Here is a 17835-nt window from a genome sequence, read left to right as displayed (position 1 = left end):
GTCCACACCCCCTTCAAGGACCCACCATGACCAGAACCGTCATCACCACCGAGAACGCACCCGCCCTGGCAGCTCCGCTGTCCCAAGGCATCCGCAAGGGCCCCGTCCTTCAGGTCTCCGGGCAGCTCCCGCTCGATCCGGACACGGGCGAGGTCGTCGGCACCACGGTCGCCGAACAGACCGCACAGACCCTGCGCAACGTCACCGCCGTACTCAAGGCGGGCGGCGCGGCCCTGGAGGACGTCGTGATGCTCCGCGTGTATCTCACCGATCCCGCCCACCTGGCCGAGATGAACGAGGCGTACGCGGCGGCCGTCGGTGCGCCCTTCCCCGCCCGCACCACCGTCTACATGCAGCTTCCGCCAGGGCTGCTCGTGGAGGTCGACGCGCTGGCAGTGCTGGCCGACTGACCCCTCGCTCCCTGCCACACGCACCGCATGGCAGTGGCGGATCGCGAGCGGGCCGGCCGTCCGTGCCTCCCACGGCCGCGGGCCATTCCCCTCCGCGTTCGCGGCACGGCACGCCGCCGAGTGCGCGATCACGGCATGCGCCGCCGGGAGATGTGGCCTGTGAGCAGCGTCGGAGCTTCGCCCCGCACGATGTCTTCGGCAATGTCATCGCGCGCAGCGGGCGGCGCGTTCCAGGAGGAGGTGGCGTTCGCGGGCGTTGTGGGTCTGGGTGGCGGCTCGCTCGAATTCGGTGCGGGCCTCGGCCGGGCGGCCCAGGCGTTCCAGGAGGTCGCCGCGGACGCTGGGGAGCAGGTGGTAGCCCTTCAGGGCGGGGTCGTCGGCGAGGGCGTCGACCAGGGGGAGGGCGGCGGCGGGGCCCTGGGACATGGAGATGGCGACGGCTCGGTTGAGTTCGATCACGGGGGAGGGGGTCAGGGTCATCAGCCGGCCGTACAGGGTGGCGATCGTGGCCCAGTCGGTGTCCTCGTAGCGGACCGCCTGGGTGTGGCAGGCGGCGATGGCGGCCTGGAGGGAGTACGGGCCGTGGCCGGCGCGGTGGAGGGCCTCGACGCCGCGGCGGATGAGGAGGCGGTTCCATTTGGCGCGGTTCTGGTCGGCGAGGAGTACGGGTTCGCCGTCGGGGCCGGTGCGGGCCGCGATGCGGGAGGCCTGGAACTCCAGGAGCGCGGCGAGGCCGTGGACCTCGGGTTCCTTGGGCATCAGGCCGGCCAGGACGCGGGCGAGGCGGAGGGCGTCCTCGCACAGGGCGGGGCGGACCAGGTCGTCGCCGGCCGTGGCGGAGTAGCCCTCGTTGAAGATGAGGTAGATGACCCCGAGGACCGAGGCGAGGCGGGCGGCGCGGTCGGTGCCGTACGGGACCTCGAAGGGGACGTCGGCCTTGGCGAGCGCGCGTTTGGCGCGGACGATCCGCTGGGCGACGGTCGGCTCCGGGGCCAGGAAGGCGCGGGCGATCTCCTGGGTGGTCAGCCCGCCCAGCAGCCGCAGGGTGAGCGCGACCCGGGCCTCGGTCGAGAGCACGGGGTGGCAGGCGGTGAAGATCAGCCGCAGCAGGTCGTCGTCGATGTCGTCGGGGGTGTGCTCGAGGTACGCGGGCTCGGGCGGGGGCACGTCGGTGAGGGTCCGGCCGACCTCGGCCAGCTTGCGCGCGTAGGTCTCCTTGCGGCGTACGAGGTCGATCGCGCGGTGCTTGGCGGTGGCCATGAGCCAGGCGCCCGGCTTGTCCGGGACGCCCGACTCCGGCCACTGCTCCAGCGCGGCGACCAGAGCGTCCTGCGCGAGTTCCTCGGCGATGCCCACGTCCCGCACGATGCGGGTGACACCGGCGATGATCCGCGCGGACTCGATTCTGAAGACCGCTTCGATCGCTTGGCCCGCTTCAGAGCTTGCTCCCGTCACGTCCACCCATCAGAGCAGGCGCATCAGGCCGGGGCAAGCGCGGCCGGTCAGCCCTCGGCGATCTCGCGGACCTCAGCGGTGATGGTCCAGTAGTCCTCGTGGGTCTGGAGGAACCGCTTGGTCCACTCCAGCGCCTCGGCCTTGTCCTTGGCCTGGACGATGGAGTAGCCGCCGATGACCTCCTTGCTCTCGGTGAAGGGCCCGTCGGTGTAGCTGAGCTTCCCGCCGGACCAGGTGACCCGGGTGCCCTCGGAGGTCGGGGTGAGCCCGGCGGTGTCCAGCATCACCCCGGCCTTGGTGATCTCGTCCAGCAGCGCGCCCATGCGCTCCATGAGCTCGGGGCTGGGGCCCTCGGCGGGGGCGTTCTGCTCGTCGATGCGGATCAGCGTCATAAAGCGCGGCATGGTGTCTCCTCGGTGCGCGGGGCGGGGGCTCTCCCCGCCTCTCATCCTCGCGTCGAACGGGAGACGGCCGGATCGACAGCTCCGGCAGAAAATCTTCGGAGAATTTCCGCCCCGTGCGGCCGTGCCCGCTCGGGCGCACGATGGGGGAAGGAGCCGAGGGGCCGCAGGTGCCGACGCCCGTCGGCAGGGAAGAGGATGAGTACCGGTCGCACACCACCCCGTCATCCCGTGCGCCGCACCCGCCGTGCGGCGCGCGGCGGCGGGAGCGAGCGCACCGATCGGATGCTGCGGACGCTGCTGCGCCGCCGCAAGGAGCCGCTGACCATCGAGGACGTCACGGTCGTCGACCGGCCGCGGCTGCGCCGGGCGGTCACCGCGACGGCGGTCGGCAACACCATGGAGTGGTTCGACTTCGGCGTCTACGCGTATGTGGCGGTCACCCTCGGCAAGGTCTTCTTCCCGTCGAGCTCACCGGCGACCCAGGTGGTCTCCACCTTCGCCACCTTCGCGGTCGCGTTCCTGGTGCGCCCGCTGGGCGGGCTGGTCTTCGGGCCGCTCGGGGACCGTATCGGGCGGCGGCGGGTGCTCTCGACCACCATGATCATGATGGCGATCGGCACCTTCGCGGTGGGGCTGCTGCCCAGCTACGCGTCCATCGGCCTCGCGGCCCCGCTGCTGTTGCTGGCGTGCCGGGTGGTGCAGGGGTTCTCGACCGGGGGCGAGTACGCGGGGGCGACCACGTACATCGCCGAGTTCGCCCCGGACCGGCGCCGCGGCTTCCTGGGCAGCTGGCTGGACTTCGGGACGTTCATCGGCTATTCGCTGGGGTCCGGGGTGGTCACGGTGTTGACCGCGGTGCTCGGCGAGCAGGGGATGGTGGACTGGGGCTGGCGGGTGCCGTTCCTGATCGCGGGGCCGATCGGGCTGATCGGGCTGTATATGCGGCTGCGGCTGGAGGAGACCCCGGCGTTCCAGCGGGAGGCCGAGCGGGCGGCGGAGGCGGTCGGCGCCGGGCGCGGGGGCGTGGACCCGGTGGAGGAGGCGCGCCAGTCCGGCAAGGGCCGGCTGAAGGAGGTCTTCACCCGGCACTGGCAGGCCGTGCTGGTCTGCATGGGGCTGGTGCTGCTCTACAACGTCACCAACTACATGGTGACGTCCTACCTGCCCACGTACATGACCTCCACCCTCGGCCAGGACGCCACCACGGCCCAGGTGCTGGTGCTCGGCACCATGATCCTGGTCGCGCTGACGATCACGGTGGTGGGCCGCTCCTCCGACCGCTGGGGGCGGCGCCCGATGTTCATGGCGGGCAGCGTGGCGATGATCGCGCTCGCGATCCCGGCGGTGCTGCTGATCCAGGCGGGCGGGATCCTGATGCCCGCGGTGGGCTGTCTGATCCTCGGGCTGCTGCTGGTGATCTTCGCGGGGACCAGCGCGGCCACGCTGCCCGCGCTGTTCCCGACCCGGCTGCGCTACGGCGCGCTGTCGATCTCGTTCAACATCTCGGTGTCGCTGTTCGGCGGCACCACCCCGCTGGTCGCCTCCTGGCTGACCGCCACGACCGGCGACGACCTGGTGCCGGCGTACTACCTGATGACCGCGGGTCTCGTCGGGCTGGTCTCCACGCTCTTCCTGCACGAGACGGCGGGCAGGCCGCTGCGCGGCTCGGGGCCCATGGTGGAGACCGCCGAGGAGGCCCGGAGGCTGGTGGCCCTGAGCCGGGCCCGGGCCGGGCGGCGGGCGCGGGACGTGTGGATCAGGCTGCGGCATCCGTGGGCGGCGGTGCATCGGAACCACGATCGCGGCGGGGAGCGTTGAGAGCCCTCCGATGCGTGCCGTTGCCCGCTTCCGAGGCGCACGATGGAAGTACGGCACAGGAGGTAACGCCATGTTGGAAGTCAAGACGATCGAAAAGCCCGATGAGCGGCGCGACTTTCCCCGGGGTCACCTGGAGGTCGTGCACCTGAGTGGCCTGGATTTCGCCGTGGGCACCTTTGAGCCCGGCTGGCGCTGGACGGAGTCGGTCCGGCCGATCGCCGGGACGGACACCTGCCAGGTGTCGCACCGCGGGATCATGGCCCGGGGGCGGATGCGGATCCGGACGGACGACGGAGCGGAGTCCGAGATAGGACCCGGCGATGTCTTTGTGATCCCACCGGGGCACGAAGCGTGGGTGGTCGGCGACGAGGCAGCCGTGGTGTACGACTTCGCCGGTGACATGGCCACCGCCTACGCGAAGGCGAAAGGCTGAGCGACGGTGGAGGGCGAGGGGTGGCGTCGGGTGCGCCCGGCGGCGCCCCTCATGTCGCCCCGCACGGCTACGGCTCACGCCCGGCCGAGCGCCCTGGTCAGCGTGATCTCGATCAGGACCCGGTCCGGGTTGGGGGAGGGCGTGCGTTCGTAGCGCTCGGCGTAGCGCCGCTCCGCGCCCTCGACGAGCTCCTTCTCGGTACGGATCACCGCCCGGCCCTCGAGCGTCGCCCACCGCTTTCCGGCCAGTTGGCAGACGGCGACGGGCGCGCCGGAGGGGCCGGCCGCCTGGATGTGGGCAACCTTCCGGCTGTGCTTGTTGGTGATGATGCGAGCGATTCCGGCCGCCGGGTCGTATGTGACACCGACGGGAACCACATGCGGCGTGCCGTCGGGGCGCGGTGTGGTCAGGGTGCACAGATGGCGTTCGCGCCAGAAGGCGAGGTACGCGGGGCCGGGGTCGCGGGGGTCGAGGGCCATGGCGGCCAATCTATCGACAGTGCCGCCGGCCGTGGCCATCCGTCTCTCGACCCCCACACTTGAGTGGAATAGACTCAACTTTACGGATGTTGGGCACGGCAGGGATTGCCAGCCGTCAGCGTGATGAGGAGGAGCACGGGGACGTGGACGCCGAGCTGACCAACAAGAGCCGGGCGGCGGTGAGCGCCGCCAACGACCGCGCGGTCGCCGCGGGGCACGCGGACCTGACGCCCGCGCATCTGCTGCTGGCCCTGCTACAGGGCCAGGACAACGAGAATCTGATGGATCTGCTGGTCGCCGTGGACACCGACGCGGCCGTCGTACGCGACGGCGCCGAGCGGCTGCTGGCCGGGCTGGCCAGCGTGCGCGGGTCGACCGTCGCCCCGCCGCAGCCGAACCGCGAGCTGCTGGCGGTGCTCGCGGACGCCGCGCAGCGCGCCAAGGACCTGGGCGACGACTACGTCTCCACCGAGCACCTGCTGATCGGCATCGCCGCCAAGGGCGGCCAGGCCGGGGAGCTGCTGGCGGAACAGGGGGCGGGCGCCAAGAAGCTGCTCGCCGCGTTCGAGAAGGCGAGGGGCGGACAGCGGGTGACCAACGCGGACCCGGAGGGCACGTACAAGGCCCTGGAGAAGTTCGGCACCGACTTCACCGCCGCCGCGCGCGACGGCAAGCTCGACCCGGTCATCGGGCGGGACCAGGAGATCCGCCGCGTCGTCCAGGTGCTGTCGCGGCGCACCAAGAACAACCCGGTGCTGATCGGCGAGCCCGGCGTCGGCAAGACGGCCGTGGTGGAGGGCCTGGCGCAGCGGATCGTCAAGGGCGATGTGCCCGAGAGCCTGCGGAACAAGCGGCTGGTGGCGCTGGACCTGGGCGCGATGGTCGCGGGCGCCAAGTACCGCGGCGAGTTCGAGGAGCGGCTGAAGACCGTCCTGGCCGAGATCAAGTCCAGCGACGGGCAGATCATCACGTTCATCGACGAGCTGCACACCGTGGTCGGCGCGGGCGCCGGCGGCGACTCGGCGATGGACGCGGGCAACATGCTCAAGCCGATGCTGGCCCGCGGCGAGCTGCGCATGGTGGGCGCCACCACGCTCGACGAGTACCGCGAGCGGATCGAGAAGGACGCCGCGCTGGAGCGCCGCTTCCAGCAGGTGCTGGTCTCCGAGCCGACCGTCGAGGACACGGTGGCCATCCTGCGCGGGCTCAAGGGCCGCTACGAGGCGCACCACAAGGTGCAGATCGCGGACGGCGCGCTGGTCGCCGCCGCGACCCTGTCCGACCGCTACATCACCTCCCGCTTCCTCCCCGACAAGGCCATCGACCTGGTCGACGAGGCGGCCTCCCGGCTGCGCATGGAGATCGACTCCTCGCCCGTCGAGATCGACGAGCTCCAGCGCTCGGTCGACCGGATGAAGATGGAGGAGATGGCGCTCGCCCGCGAGACCGACGAGGCCAGCAGGCAGCGGCTGGAGAAGCTGCGCCGCGACCTCGCCGACAAGGAGGAGGAGCTGCGCGGGCTGACCGCGCGCTGGGAGAAGGAGAAGCAGGGACTCAACCGGGTCGGCGAGCTGAAGGAGAAGCTCGACGAGCTGCGCGGGCAGGCCGAGCGCGCCCAGCGCGACGGGGACTTCGACACCGCGTCCAAGCTGCTGTACGGGGAGATCCCGGCGCTCGAGCGCGAGCTGGAGGAGGCCTCCGCGGCCGAGGCCGAGGTGCAGGAGGGCCGCGGCACGATGGTCAAGGAGGAGGTCGGTCCCGACGACGTGGCCGATGTGGTCGCGTCCTGGACCGGGATCCCCGCCGGGCGGCTGCTGGAGGGCGAGACCCAGAAGCTGCTGCGCATGGAGGACGAGCTCGGCAAGCGGCTGATCGGCCAGAGCGAGGCCGTACGGGCCGTCTCCGACGCGGTGCGCAGGACCCGGGCCGGCATCGCCGACCCGGACCGGCCGACCGGATCGTTCCTCTTCCTCGGCCCGACCGGCGTCGGCAAGACCGAGCTGGCCAAGGCGCTCGCCGACTTCCTTTTCGACGACGAGCGCGCCATGGTCCGCATCGACATGAGCGAGTACGGCGAGAAGCACAGCGTCGCCCGGCTGGTCGGCGCGCCCCCCGGCTATGTCGGCTACGAGGAGGGCGGCCAGCTGACCGAGGCGGTGCGCCGCCGCCCGTACAGCGTGGTGCTGCTGGACGAGGTCGAGAAGGCCCACCCCGAGGTCTTCGACGTCCTGCTGCAGGTCCTGGACGACGGGCGGCTCACGGACGGCCAGGGCCGGACCGTGGACTTCCGGAACACCATCCTGGTCCTCACCTCCAACCTCGGCAGCCAGTACCTGGTCGACCCGCTGCTCAGCGAGGAGGAGAAGAAGCAGAGCGTGCTGGAGACCGTGCGGACCTCCTTCAAGCCGGAGTTCCTGAACCGGCTGGACGACCTGGTGGTCTTCACCGCGCTCAGCGGGCCCGAGCTGGCCCGCATCGCCGAGCTGCAGATCGACCGGCTCGCCGAGCGCCTGGCCGAGCGGCAGCTGAAGCTGGACGTCACCCCGGCCGCGCTGGCCTGGCTCGCGGAGGAGGGCAACGACCCGGCGTACGGGGCGCGGCCGCTGCGCCGCCTGATCCAGACGGCGATCGGCGACCGGCTGGCCAAGGAGATCCTGGCGGGCGAGGTCAGGGACGGCGACACGGTCCGGGTGGACCGGGTCGGCGACGACCTGCTGGTGGGTCCGGCGCAGTAGCGACAGCAGGGACAGCAGGCGCGACAGGCGGCCCGCGGCGGAGGTTTCGCCGCGGGCCGCCCGTGTGTCTCCAGCGGGCCGCCGCGGATCGGATTCGGGAACAGTCCGCCCGCACTTGCACGCCGGGGGCGGGTGTGAGGGAGGATGGCGGTATTCCAGACGAAGGGAAATCCACGGTGAGCATCGACCCGTCCTCGATTCCGAATTTCGGGGGCCAGCCCGAGCCGCAACCGACGGGTCCGACGGGCCCCGTGCTGCCCGACCAGGACCTGGTCAAGCAGCTGCTGGAGCAGATGGAGCTGAAGTACGTCGTCGACGAGGAAGGGGACCTCGCCGCGCCGTGGGAGCAGTTCCGTACCTACTTCATGTTCCGTGGTGAGGAGGAGCAGCAGGTCTTCTCGGTCCGGACGTTCTACGACCGGCCGCACGAGATCGACGAGAAGCCGCGACTGCTCGAGGCGATCGACGACTGGAACCGTCGCACGCTGTGGCCGAAGGTCTACAGCCACACCAACGACGACGGCACGGTCCGGCTGATCGGTGAGGCGCAGATGCTGATCGGCACCGGCGTCAGCCTGGAGCACTTCGTGTCCAGCACGGTCAGCTGGGTGCGGGCCTCGATCGAATTCGACAAGTGGCTGGTCGAGCAGCTGGGCCTGGAGGCCGACATCGAGTCCGACGGCGACGAGAAGCCGGGCGACGACGAGGCCTGACGGCCCCACCCCGACCTGCCCCGCCCCGGCCCGGGTCAGCCCTGCCCTGCCCGCATTCCCTGCTCACATCGGGATACGGGCCACGGCCAGCAGATACGTCCCGTAGGCGAAGGAGAGCCCGGCCAGCGCGCCGCCGGTCAGTACGGCGGTGCGCGGCCGGGCTCTCGCCATCGCCACGGCCAACGGGAGCAGCAGCGGGAAGGCGGGCAGCAGGAAGCGCGGCTTGGAGGCGAAGTAGTTGCTGCCTCCGAGGGCGATGGCGACCAGCACCAGCGTGTAGACGATCAGCGGGAGCGGCGGCCGGTCGGCCGTGAGCAGCGCGAACAGCAGCAGCGCGACGCTGAGGATCACCAGCGCCACGAAGTACGCGAACGACGCCCTGCCGAGGAGCAGGTTCCGGATGAACCGGAGGGCGCTCACACCGAAGTCGAACCGGGACCCCCACTCGTCCTGGACGGCGAAGTAGCCGCGCCAGCTGCCGCGCCGGTAGCCCACCCAGGCCAGATAGCCGAGCCAGCCCAGCGGCGAGAGCGCCGCGCCCGCCCACACCCGCCACGACCGGCGCAAGGCCCCGTCGCGCGCCCCTTCGGCGGCGGCGCAGCAGCAGACGGCCGCCGCGACGGCGATGCCGTTGGGCCGGGCCGCCCCGGCCAGCAGGGCCAGCGTCCCCGCCCACAGCCAGCGCCGGGTCAGGACCGCATAGAGCGACCAGGCGGCCAGCGCGGTCAGCAGCGGCTCGGTGTACGCCATGGACTGCACGATCGCGTGCGGCAGCAGCCCCCACAGCACCACCAGCGCCGTGCCCACGCGCCGCCCGTGCAGCCGCTCCCCGACGGCGTAGATCCCCCAGGCCGCCACCCCCGCCGCCACCCAGGCGACCACAAGACCGGCGGTCACCTCGGTGACGGGCAGGACGGTGGTGAGGGTCCGCATGAGCATGGGGTACAGCGGAAAGAAGGCCATGTCGCTGAAGGTGACGCCGTGCTTGGCGGGGTCCGGAGGGAGGGTGCTGTTGTATCCGTGGCGGACGATGCCCACGTACCAGACGCTGTCCCAGGAGTAGCCGAGCAGCGTACGCGGATGCTTTCCGGCCCGCCCGGCCCAGGCCGCCACGCACACCAGCCCGATCAGCCGGCCGGCGGCGTACAGCCCGAGGGCAGGCCCGGCCCGGCGCAGCGACGCGCGCATCCGCTGCGCGTCGCTGCGCCGGGCCGGGGGTGGCGCCGACGGCTCCGGGGCCCGTACGGGCGCTCTGGTGTCGGCGGACACGGGGCACCTCCGGAGGGGTACACGCGGCTGTCGCGTGCCGAGCCCCGGGAATGCGGCGGGGCCCGGCACACCACGACCTTGCGCGCTCGCGCGCCCGCCCGCGACCGGGGTGACCCGTACGGGGGCGCCCCGGGCTCAGCCCGCGAGGCTCTTGAGGCGGGTCGCGGCCTCTTCGAGGACGCTCTCGCGCTTGCAGAACGCGAAGCGGACGAAGGGGGCGCCCTGGTCCTGGTGGTCGTAGAAGACGGCGTTGGGGATCGCGACGACGCCGCAGCGCTCGGGCAGGGCGCGGCAGAAGGCGAAGCCGTCACTCTCGCCGAGGGGGCGGATGTCGGTGGTGATGAAGTACGTGCCGGAGGGGCGGAAGACCGTGAAGCCCGCGTCGGCGAGGCCGGCGGCCAGCAGATCGCGCTTGGCCAGCAGGTCCTCGCGGATGGTGTGGAAGTAGCTGTCGGGCAGGCGGAGGGCCTCGGCGACCGCGTACTGGAAGGGGCCGGAGGAGACGTAGGTGAGGAACTGCTTGGCGGAGCGGACCGCCGTGACCAGGGCCGGAGAGGCGGTTACCCAGCCGACCTTCCAGCCGGTGAAGGAGAAGGTCTTGCCCGCCGAGCCGATGGTGACGGTGCGCTCGCGCATGCCGGGGAAGGAGGCGAGCGGGGTGTGCTCGGTGCCGAAGACCAGGTGCTCGTAGACCTCGTCCGTCACCACCAGCAGATCCCGCTCGACCGCCAGCTCGGCGACGGCGGCCAGCTCCGCGCGGGTGAGGACGGTGCCGGTGGGGTTGTGGGGGGTGTTGAGGAGGATGAGCCGGGTGCGGTCGGTGACCGCGGCGCGCAGCTCGTCCAGGTCGAGCCGGAAGGTGGGGTGGGGCCCGGCGGTGTCCGGGCGGAGCGTGACCGGGACGCGGGTGCCGCCGGCCATCGCGATGCACGCGGCGTATGAGTCGTAGTACGGCTCCAGGGCGATCACCTCGTCGCCCGGTTCCAGCAGCGCGAGCAGCGAGGCGGCGATGGCCTCGGTCGCGCCCGCGGTGACCAGCACCTCGCGGTCCGGGTCGTACGCCAGCCCGTACCACCGCCGCTGATGCTCGGCGACGGCGGTGCGCAGCTCGGGGATGCCCGGCCCCGGCGGGTACTGGTTGCCGCGGCCGTCGCGCAGCGCGCGGACCGCCGCCTCGCGCACCTCTTCGGGGCCGTCGCTGTCGGGGAAGCCCTGGCCGAGGTTGATCGAGCCGGTTTCCACGGCGAGCGCCGACATCTCCGCGAAGATCGTGGTGCCGAATGCGGCCAGGCGGCGGTTGAGCAGCGGTCGTCCCATGGGGGCCATCCTCCGCCCAACCTCTGGACTTCCTCAACTCCGCTTTGACACCCCAGGGGCCCGGGCATCGTTCATGACAGGTACGGACCGGTACCTCGCTACGGGGGAACGGAAGGGAGAGTGAGGTCCGATGCTCTTCATGGTCATGCTGATCGTGGTGGCGTTCGCCGTCGCGGTGCTGGCCGCGCTCGGCACCGCGCGGACCCGGCGGGCCAGGGCCTGGGGCACTTCCGCGTACGGCGGCAGGTCCCATGGCAGCTGGTGGGCCGGTTCCGACGGATTCGGGGGACACGGTCACGGGGGACACGGGGGACACAGTCACGGGGGACACGGGGGACACAGCGGGGGACATCACCACTCGTGCGGTGGCAGCGGGTCGTCGTGTGGGGGCGGCTCGTCTTGCGGCGGCGGCGGTGGTGGTGGCTGCGGAGGGGGCAGCTGACTCACGGGGGGTCGGCTTCTCCATCCGCCCGTGCGCCCGGTGTGCCAAGGCACGCCGGGCGCACGGCTGTTGAGCGCCAGTGCCTATTGAACACATGAACTGATAGGCGCCCGCAGGGGTGGAAACCTGGCGAAGATGGGTAAAAACGATGTGTCGCGCGCTCATTTCATGATTCCGTATACCACCGACCCTACGGACCCCGCGTGGGCACGAGCCGGCGCGTCCGAACGCGCCCAGGCTCACGGCGGGGCGGGCCGGCCCATCTCTTCCCCCTGCGCTGCTTGCGGAGCCGACCCATGCTCACGACCCTCAAGACTGCCTACACCGACACCCGTGCCGACGACCTCGCCTGGTGCCTGGGGCGGGAGCCGCTCCCGGCCCTTGCCGTGCTCGATCTGCGACTGCGCGCGTTCTCCGTACAGTTGAGGCTGCTCGGGGCCTCCCATCAAGTCCTCCTGGAGGGCGAGGGGGGCTCCTGCTCGGAGACCGTGGCCTGTATGTCGGGCAACAGCACCCCGCTTCCGATGGGCGTCTCCACGCTCGTCGACGGCCGCGAGTACGAATTCGCGGCGCGCGTCGAGGAGTTGTCGCGCGGTTCGTTCGGGAGGCGCGCGCAGGAGCTGCTCGCGCTGGTGGCGGACCATCCACACGGGCTGGCCGGCACCTTCCCCGGCAGCCCCCACGCGTTCACGGCGATGGTCGCGCAGTGGCGCGAGGGGATAGTGAGCTGGCGGACCTGGCACGCCTATCCGCAGGAGGGGCGGCTGGTGACGACGCGTACGTGTGTGGGGGCGCGGGTGGCGGCGGCGCTGTGAAGTCCCCTTCTGGTAGGGGCTTATGTACGGATGAGCGGCGGGCAATGCACCCGTGTGGGTGACGGGGCATGGGTGATATGTGACGTAGCGTGCCCTTCGTGATCGATTCGCCGGTGCCCGCCGCCCCGAGTGCCTCCCCGAGTGCCTCCCCGGGTGCCGCCCCGAGTGCCGCCCCAGGTGTGCCGCCCTTCCCCGAGCCGGAGCGCCCGGCGCGGCTGCCCGTCCCGGCCGGGCTCGGCCGCTTCGTCGTGCTCGGCACCGTCTTCGTCTGCGCCGCCTGCGGGCTCGTCTACGAGCTCGAACTGGTCGCCCTCGCCTCCTACTTGATGGGCGATTCGGTCACCCAGGCGTCCGTCGTGCTGTCGGTCATGGTCTTCGCCATGGGCCTCGGCTCGCTGCTGGCCAAGCGGCTGCGCTGCCGCGCCGCCGTCGGCTTCGGCGCGGTCGAGGCGGTGCTCGCGCTGGTCGGCGGCTGCTCGGCGATGGCGCTGTACGCGTGCTTCGTCTGGTCAGGGCAGTCGCGCGTGGCGCTCGTCGGCTTCTCGCTGGCGATCGGGGTGCTGATCGGCGCCGAGGTGCCGCTGCTGATGACCCTCATCCAGCGGGTGCGGCGGCAGGACGCGGGCGGCGCGGTCGCCGACCTGTTCGCGGCGGACTATGTGGGCGCGCTGGTCGGCGGGCTGGCGTTCCCGTTTCTGCTGCTGCCCGCGCTCGGCCAGCTGACCGGCGCGCTGGTGACCGGCGCGGTCAACGCGGTCGCGGGCGGGGCGCTGGTGCTGTGGCTGTTCCGCCGCGATCTGAGCGCGCGGGCCCGGTGGACGCTGATCGTGGCCAACGTGGTGGTGCTCGCCCTGCTGGCCGCCGCCGCGGCGCTGACCCCCGCCTTCGAGCGGGCCGCCCGGCGGGCCGTGTACGGGCCGGACGTACGCGTCGCCGTGCGGACCGGCGTCCAGGAGATCGTGCTGACCGGCGGCGGGGCGGACGGGCGGCCGCTGTCCCTCTTCCTCGACGGCCGGCTGCGGGTCAGCGGGCGCGACGAGCTCCGCTACCACGAGGCGCTGGTCCACCCGGCGATGGCCGGGCCGCACCGGCGCGTGCTGGTGCTGGGCGGCGGCGACGGGCTCGCGGCGCGCGAGGTCCTGCGGTACGCCGGGGTCCGCTCGGTCACCGTGGTCGAAATCGACGCGGAGGTGGTGCGGCTGGCCCGCACCGACCCGGGGCTGACCGCCCTGAACGCGCACGCCTACCGCGACCCGCGGGTGCGGGTGGTCACCGCCGACGCGTTCGACTGGCTGCGCCGGGCGGACGGCGGGGGCCGTGCGCGTGGCCCGTACGACCCGTCCGGCGGCCCCGGCGACCCCGGCTCGTTCCGCACGTCCCGCTCGCCCGGCGGGTACGACGTGGTGGTCTGCGATCTGCCCGACCCCGGCATCACGCCCAGCACCAAGCTCTACTCCCAGGAGTTCTACGGGCTGGTGGAGCGCGCGCTGGCGCCCGGCGGACGGCTCGCGGTGCACGCGGGAACGCTGAGCGCGGGCCCGCGGACGTACTGGACGGTCGAGGCGACGGTGCGCTCCGTTGGCCTGCGGACCGTGCCGTACGCGGTCGGCGGGCGGCTGCCGGGCTCCTCCGGCGACCCGGACCGCTCCCCGGGCGGGGCCGCCGCGACGCCGTACGACTGGGGCTTCGTCCTGGCCGGGCGCGCCCCGGTCCGGCTGCGCCTGCCCGGCCACGGCCCGCGCCCGCGGTCGCTTACGCCGGGCGCGCTGCGCGCGGGCTCGCGGGAGGCGGCGCGGCAGCGGGAGCCGGGGCTGCCCGCCTCCACGCTGACGCACCCCCGGTACGCGCCGTGACCGCATCGCCGTACCGCTGTATCACCGTGCCGCCGCATGGCTGTATCGCCGTATCGCCGGGAATTCACGCGGGCGCGGTGAAAGTCGCGCCGGAACGGGTCTCACGGGAGGCGCGATGGGTAGTGTCTTGAGCTATGGAGCATGAGGTGTTCGTTCCGTTTCCCGTCGACACCGTCCGGCTGGCGCTCACGGAGTCCGACCGCGTCGCCCGCTGCGTCCCCGGGCTCCAGCGGGACGCCGATGAGACGGTGGGTCCGCTCGCCGGTCGGCTCCGGGTGCGGATCGGCGGCTCGACCATCACCTACCGCGGCTCGCTGCGGGTCGCCGAGCGCGGTGGCGGCTTCGAGGTGGAGGGCGAGGGGACGGAGGCGCGTGGCAGCGGCTCGGTGAAGCTCGCGCTGACCGTGGTGCCCAAGGCCGTGTCCGGAGGGACCGCGCTGGTCTGCTCCGGGACGGTGCGCAGGGAGGGGCGGCTGGCGGAGTTCGACGAGCAGGCGACCACCATGGTCGCCCGCCGGCTGCTGGACCGCTTCGGCGCGGCGCTGGCCACCGGCCTGGAGCGCGAGCCGGCCGCCACGCTCGACGATGTCGATGCCGTCGACACCGCCGACGCGATCGACGGGGTCGCCGTCGACGACGTCGGGGACCTCGACGATGTCGACGACATCGGCGACCTTGACGACGTCGAGGACATCGAGGATGTGTCCGAGGTCGGCGAGCTGAGCGAGCTCGAAGAGCTGGGCGAACTCGACGACGAGCCCCCCGCCGAGGCCGCGCACGCCCGCCGCACGATGATCGGCCGCAGCACGGAGGAGGTCGACCACGCCCCGCCGCGCGGCCGCTATGCCCCCGTGCCCGCGCCCGAGACCGGAACCTCCGGCATCGCGCTGCGCTGGGCGGCGCCCGCCGCCGCGCTGGTGCTCGCCTCCGCCGTCGTGGTCAGCCGGGTGCTGCGCCGCAGAAGGTGAGCGAGGCGCGCGCGGGCGCATAAAGTCGGGGCGTGACCACCGAAGAGAGAACGGATACCCGCGGCGTACGGCTGAGTGCCGGGGATGTCGAGCTGACCGTCGCACCCGACCATGGCTGCCGCGTCGCCTCGCTGCGCATCGCCGGTACGGAGCTGCTGCGGCAGGGCCCGAGGTTCGGATCGTTCCCGATGGTGCCCTGGTGCGGCCGGGTCGAGCTCGGGCAGTTCCGCAACGGCGGCCGACGCCATCAACTGCCCGTGAACGCGCCTCCGCACGCGATCCACGGCACCGGGCGGGAGGTCGCCTGGCGCACGGTCAGCGCCGACACCGCCGCCGCGGCCTTCACCTACGACCTCGCCGACCCCTGGCCGTACCGCGGCCGGGTCAGCCAGACCTTCCAGCTGTCCCCGGACTCCCTGACGACCACGATGAGCGTGGAGACCGAGGGCGACTCCTTCCCGGCGCAGGCGGGCTGGCACCCGTGGTTCCTGCGCACACTCGCAGCTGAGGGGGCAGCTGAGGGGGGTGACGGCGCCGATGTGGAGATCTCCTTCCAGGCCGGGTGGCAGGAGGAGCGTGGCGAGAACCACCTGCCCACCGGCCGCCGGATCGAGCCCCGCCCCGGCCCCTGGGACGACTGCTTCGGCATGGCGGAGGGCGTGGACGTCACGCTCACCTGGCCGGGGCGGCTGGAGCTGAAGGTCACCAGCCGCACCGAGTGGGTCGTGGTCTACGACGAGCAGGCGGAGGCGGTCTGCGTGGAGCCGCAGTCCGGCCCGCCCAACGGCCTGAACACCCTGCCGCGCCTGGTCACCCCCATCGACCCCCTGGAGATCTCCATGACCTGGAGCTGGCGGCGGCTCGGGTAAGACCTAAGCTCGTGTCCATGAGCGATGCGCGTGACGCCCTGCGGCAGCAGATCAAGGACAAGGCCGTGGTCCACGGCAAGGTGACCCTCTCCTCCGGGCTGGAGGCCGACTACTACATCGACCTGCGCCGGATCACCCTGGACTCGGAGGCGGCGCCGCTGGTCGGCCAGGTCATGCTCGACACCACGGCCGACCTGGAGTACGACGCGGTGGGCGGGCTCACGCTCGGAGCCGACCCGGTGGCCACGTCCATGCTGCATGTCGCCGCCGCGCGGGGCCGCAGGCTCGACGCCTTCGTCGTGCGCAAGGCCCAGAAGACCCACGGCATGCAGCGGCGCATCGAGGGCCCGGACATCAAGGGCCGCCGGGTGCTGGTGGTCGAGGACACCTCCACCACCGGCGGCTCGCCGCTGACCGCCGTCGAGGCGGCGCGCGAGGCGGGCGCGGAGGTCGTCGCGGTGGCGACGATCGTCGAGCGCGGCGCCGCGCCGGCGATCGCGGAGGCGGGGCTTCGGTACGTACCCGCGTACTCGCTGGCGGACCTCGGTCTGGCCTGAGATGACCGGGGGTGGTGGTTTCACGTGAAACCACCACCCGCCGTCCGAGTCATCCCGCCGTGCGCCGTGTGGAGCAATCGGCAGAGTCTGGGAGGATGGCAACGACGGCGACGTCGCCCCCATATCCCTTAGGTCAGGGCCAAGAAACAACACCCCGCACATCACAAGGAGCGGACAGATGCCCATCGCATCCCCCGAGATCTACAACGAGATGCTCGACCGGGCGAAGGCAGGCAAGTTCGCCTACCCGGCGATCAACGTGACCTCGACGCAGACTCTGCACGCCGCGCTCCGCGGCTTCGCCGAGGCGGAGAGCGACGGCATCGTCCAGATCTCCACCGGTGGTGCGGAGTTCCTGGGCGGTCAGTACGACAAGGACATGGTGTCCGGCGCGGTCGCCCTCGCCGAGTTCGCGCACGTCGTCGCCAAGAAGTACCCGGTCAACATCGCTCTGCACACCGACCACTGCCCCAAGGACAAGCTCGACGGGTATGTGCGTCCGCTGATCGCGATCTCCCAGGAGCGCGTCGCGGCCGGGCAGAACCCGCTCTTCCAGTCCCACATGTGGGACGGCTCCGCGGAGAAGCTCGACGAGAACCTCCGGATCGCGCAGGAGCTGCTCGCCGAGGCCGTCAAGGCCAAGATCATCCTTGAGGTCGAGATCACCCCGACGGGCGGCGAGGAGGACGGCGTCTCGCACGAGATCAACGACGAGCTGTACACCACCATCGGCGACGTCGAGCGGACCGCCGAGGCGCTCGGCCTGGGCGAGAAGGGCCGCTACCTGCTGGCCGCCTCCTTCGGCAACGTCCACGGCGTCTACAAGCCGGGCAATGTCGTGCTGCGCCCGGAGCTGCTGCGCGATCTCCAGGACGGCGTCGCGGCGAAGCACGGCAAGTCCGACCCGTTCGACTTCGTCTTCCACGGCGGCTCCGGCTCCACGGAGGACGAGATCCGCACCGCGCTGGAGAACGGCGTGGTGAAGATGAACCTCGACACCGACACGCAGTACGCCTTCACCCGCCCGATCGCGGACCACATGTTCCGCAACTACGACGGTGTGCTGAAGGTCGACGGCGAGGTCGGCGACAAGAAGACGTACGACCCGCGCAGCTGGGGCAAGCTGGCCGAGAAGGGCATGGCCGGGCGCGTCACCAAGGCGTGCGCGGACCTGCGCGCCACGGGCACCAAGCTGAAGTAACGCGCGGCGCGGTTTCTCCGGGCCCGGTACCCCCTCGGTGGGGTACCGGGCCCGGTGGTTTTCCCCGAGCCGGGCGTTTCGGGCTTGCCGGGCTGGC

General features: G+C 72.1%; 16 protein-coding genes. 11 read left to right on the top strand and 5 right to left on the bottom strand.

The window, feature by feature from the left end; all coding sequences use genetic code 11:
- Window positions 1-26: 26 nt before the first annotated feature.
- Window positions 27-410 carry a RidA family protein gene (locus tag ACWY4P_RS24845; protein WP_456212730.1) on the top strand — a complete coding sequence of 128 codons (384 nt, stop codon included), beginning with the start codon at window positions 27-29 and terminating at the stop codon, window positions 408-410.
- 204 nt (window positions 411-614) lie between these two features.
- Here the strand turns inward: ACWY4P_RS24845 and ACWY4P_RS24840 are convergent, their stop codons facing one another.
- Both ACWY4P_RS24840 and ACWY4P_RS24835 read right to left on the bottom strand, forming a co-directional pair.
- A complete protein-coding gene (locus tag ACWY4P_RS24840; RefSeq protein WP_456212729.1) occupies window positions 615-1865 on the bottom strand; it encodes an RNA polymerase sigma factor in 1251 nt (416 codons plus the stop codon).
- A gap of 47 nt (window positions 1866-1912) precedes the next feature.
- Window positions 1913-2269: a YciI family protein gene (locus ACWY4P_RS24835; protein ID WP_358639139.1), complete on the bottom strand. Its 357-nt coding sequence runs from the start codon at window positions 2267-2269 to the stop codon at window positions 1913-1915.
- A 282-nt stretch (window positions 2270-2551) separates the two neighbouring features.
- Between ACWY4P_RS24835 and proP the strand changes: the two genes are divergently transcribed.
- Complete coding sequence (proP, locus tag ACWY4P_RS24830; protein ID WP_456213045.1) at window positions 2552-4087, top strand: glycine betaine/L-proline transporter ProP; 1536 nt, start codon at window positions 2552-2554, stop codon at window positions 4085-4087.
- 70 nt (window positions 4088-4157) lie between these two features.
- Window positions 4158-4520, top strand: a complete 363-nt coding sequence (locus ACWY4P_RS24825; RefSeq protein WP_456212728.1) for a cupin domain-containing protein — start codon at window positions 4158-4160, stop codon at window positions 4518-4520.
- A gap of 74 nt (window positions 4521-4594) precedes the next feature.
- On the opposite strand, the gene ACWY4P_RS24820 is transcribed toward ACWY4P_RS24825, so the two are convergent.
- Window positions 4595-4999 carry a pyridoxamine 5'-phosphate oxidase family protein gene (locus ACWY4P_RS24820; protein ID WP_456212727.1) on the bottom strand — a complete coding sequence of 135 codons (405 nt, stop codon included), beginning with the start codon at window positions 4997-4999 and terminating at the stop codon, window positions 4595-4597.
- Between the two features lie 143 nt (window positions 5000-5142).
- Here ACWY4P_RS24820 and clpB point away from each other — a divergent pair, with 143 nt between their 5' ends.
- A complete protein-coding gene (gene clpB / locus ACWY4P_RS24815; RefSeq protein ID WP_456212726.1) occupies window positions 5143-7734 on the top strand; it encodes an ATP-dependent chaperone ClpB in 2592 nt (863 codons plus the stop codon).
- A 176-nt stretch (window positions 7735-7910) separates the two neighbouring features.
- Window positions 7911-8447 carry a YbjN domain-containing protein gene (locus ACWY4P_RS24810; protein WP_311729158.1) on the top strand — a complete coding sequence of 179 codons (537 nt, stop codon included), beginning with the start codon at window positions 7911-7913 and terminating at the stop codon, window positions 8445-8447.
- 63 nt (window positions 8448-8510) lie between these two features.
- Here the strand turns inward: ACWY4P_RS24810 and ACWY4P_RS24805 are convergent, their stop codons facing one another.
- Window positions 8511-9716, bottom strand: coding sequence for a hypothetical protein (locus ACWY4P_RS24805; protein WP_456212725.1), 1206 nt, complete (start codon window positions 9714-9716; stop codon window positions 8511-8513).
- A gap of 135 nt (window positions 9717-9851) precedes the next feature.
- A complete protein-coding gene (locus ACWY4P_RS24800) occupies window positions 9852-11042 on the bottom strand; it encodes a pyridoxal phosphate-dependent aminotransferase (RefSeq protein ID WP_456212724.1) in 1191 nt (396 codons plus the stop codon).
- Between the two features lie 729 nt (window positions 11043-11771).
- Between ACWY4P_RS24800 and ACWY4P_RS24795 the strand changes: the two genes are divergently transcribed.
- From ACWY4P_RS24795 to fbaA, 6 genes are all read left to right on the top strand, one after another.
- Window positions 11772-12290 (top strand): DUF2617 family protein, encoded by a 519-nt coding sequence (locus ACWY4P_RS24795; protein WP_456212723.1) that lies wholly within the window; start codon window positions 11772-11774, stop codon window positions 12288-12290.
- 98 nt (window positions 12291-12388) lie between these two features.
- Window positions 12389-14143: a polyamine aminopropyltransferase gene (locus ACWY4P_RS24790; protein ID WP_456212722.1), complete on the top strand. Its 1755-nt coding sequence runs from the start codon at window positions 12389-12391 to the stop codon at window positions 14141-14143.
- 134 nt (window positions 14144-14277) lie between these two features.
- A complete protein-coding gene (locus ACWY4P_RS24785; RefSeq protein WP_456212721.1) occupies window positions 14278-15111 on the top strand; it encodes an SRPBCC domain-containing protein in 834 nt (277 codons plus the stop codon).
- A gap of 32 nt (window positions 15112-15143) precedes the next feature.
- Window positions 15144-15980, top strand: coding sequence for an aldose epimerase family protein (locus ACWY4P_RS24780; protein ID WP_456212720.1), 837 nt, complete (start codon window positions 15144-15146; stop codon window positions 15978-15980).
- Window positions 15981-15997: 17 nt separating this feature from the next.
- Entirely contained in the window at window positions 15998-16537 is a 540-nt protein-coding gene (pyrE, locus tag ACWY4P_RS24775; RefSeq protein WP_456212719.1) for an orotate phosphoribosyltransferase, read from the top strand.
- Window positions 16538-16715: 178 nt separating this feature from the next.
- The gene (gene fbaA, locus ACWY4P_RS24770; protein WP_456212718.1) at window positions 16716-17738 is read left to right on the top strand and encodes a class II fructose-bisphosphate aldolase; all 1023 of its coding nucleotides are present in this window, start codon (window positions 16716-16718) and stop codon (window positions 17736-17738) included.
- The last annotated feature ends 97 nt before the right edge of the window (window positions 17739-17835 follow it).

The organism is Streptomyces sp. LZ34, assembly GCF_053890475.1.
This window is presented reverse-complemented; position numbering and strand designations above follow the sequence as displayed.

Coding starts and splice junctions, on each gene's coding strand:
- ACWY4P_RS24845 (WP_456212730.1), top strand. CDS start 27: ATGACCAGAACCGTCATCACCACCGAGAACGCACCCGCCCTGGCAGCT.
- ACWY4P_RS24835 (WP_358639139.1), bottom strand. CDS start 2,269: ATGCCGCGCTTTATGACGCTGATCCGCATCGACGAGCAGAACGCCCCC.
- proP (WP_456213045.1), top strand. CDS start 2,552: ATGCTGCGGACGCTGCTGCGCCGCCGCAAGGAGCCGCTGACCATCGAG.
- ACWY4P_RS24825 (WP_456212728.1), top strand. CDS start 4,158: ATGTTGGAAGTCAAGACGATCGAAAAGCCCGATGAGCGGCGCGACTTT.
- ACWY4P_RS24820 (WP_456212727.1), bottom strand. CDS start 4,999: ATGGCCCTCGACCCCCGCGACCCCGGCCCCGCGTACCTCGCCTTCTGG.
- ACWY4P_RS24800 (WP_456212724.1), bottom strand. CDS start 11,042: ATGGCCCCCATGGGACGACCGCTGCTCAACCGCCGCCTGGCCGCATTC.
- ACWY4P_RS24795 (WP_456212723.1), top strand. CDS start 11,772: ATGCTCACGACCCTCAAGACTGCCTACACCGACACCCGTGCCGACGAC.
- ACWY4P_RS24785 (WP_456212721.1), top strand. CDS start 14,278: ATGGAGCATGAGGTGTTCGTTCCGTTTCCCGTCGACACCGTCCGGCTG.
- pyrE (WP_456212719.1), top strand. CDS start 15,998: ATGAGCGATGCGCGTGACGCCCTGCGGCAGCAGATCAAGGACAAGGCC.
- fbaA (WP_456212718.1), top strand. CDS start 16,716: ATGCCCATCGCATCCCCCGAGATCTACAACGAGATGCTCGACCGGGCG.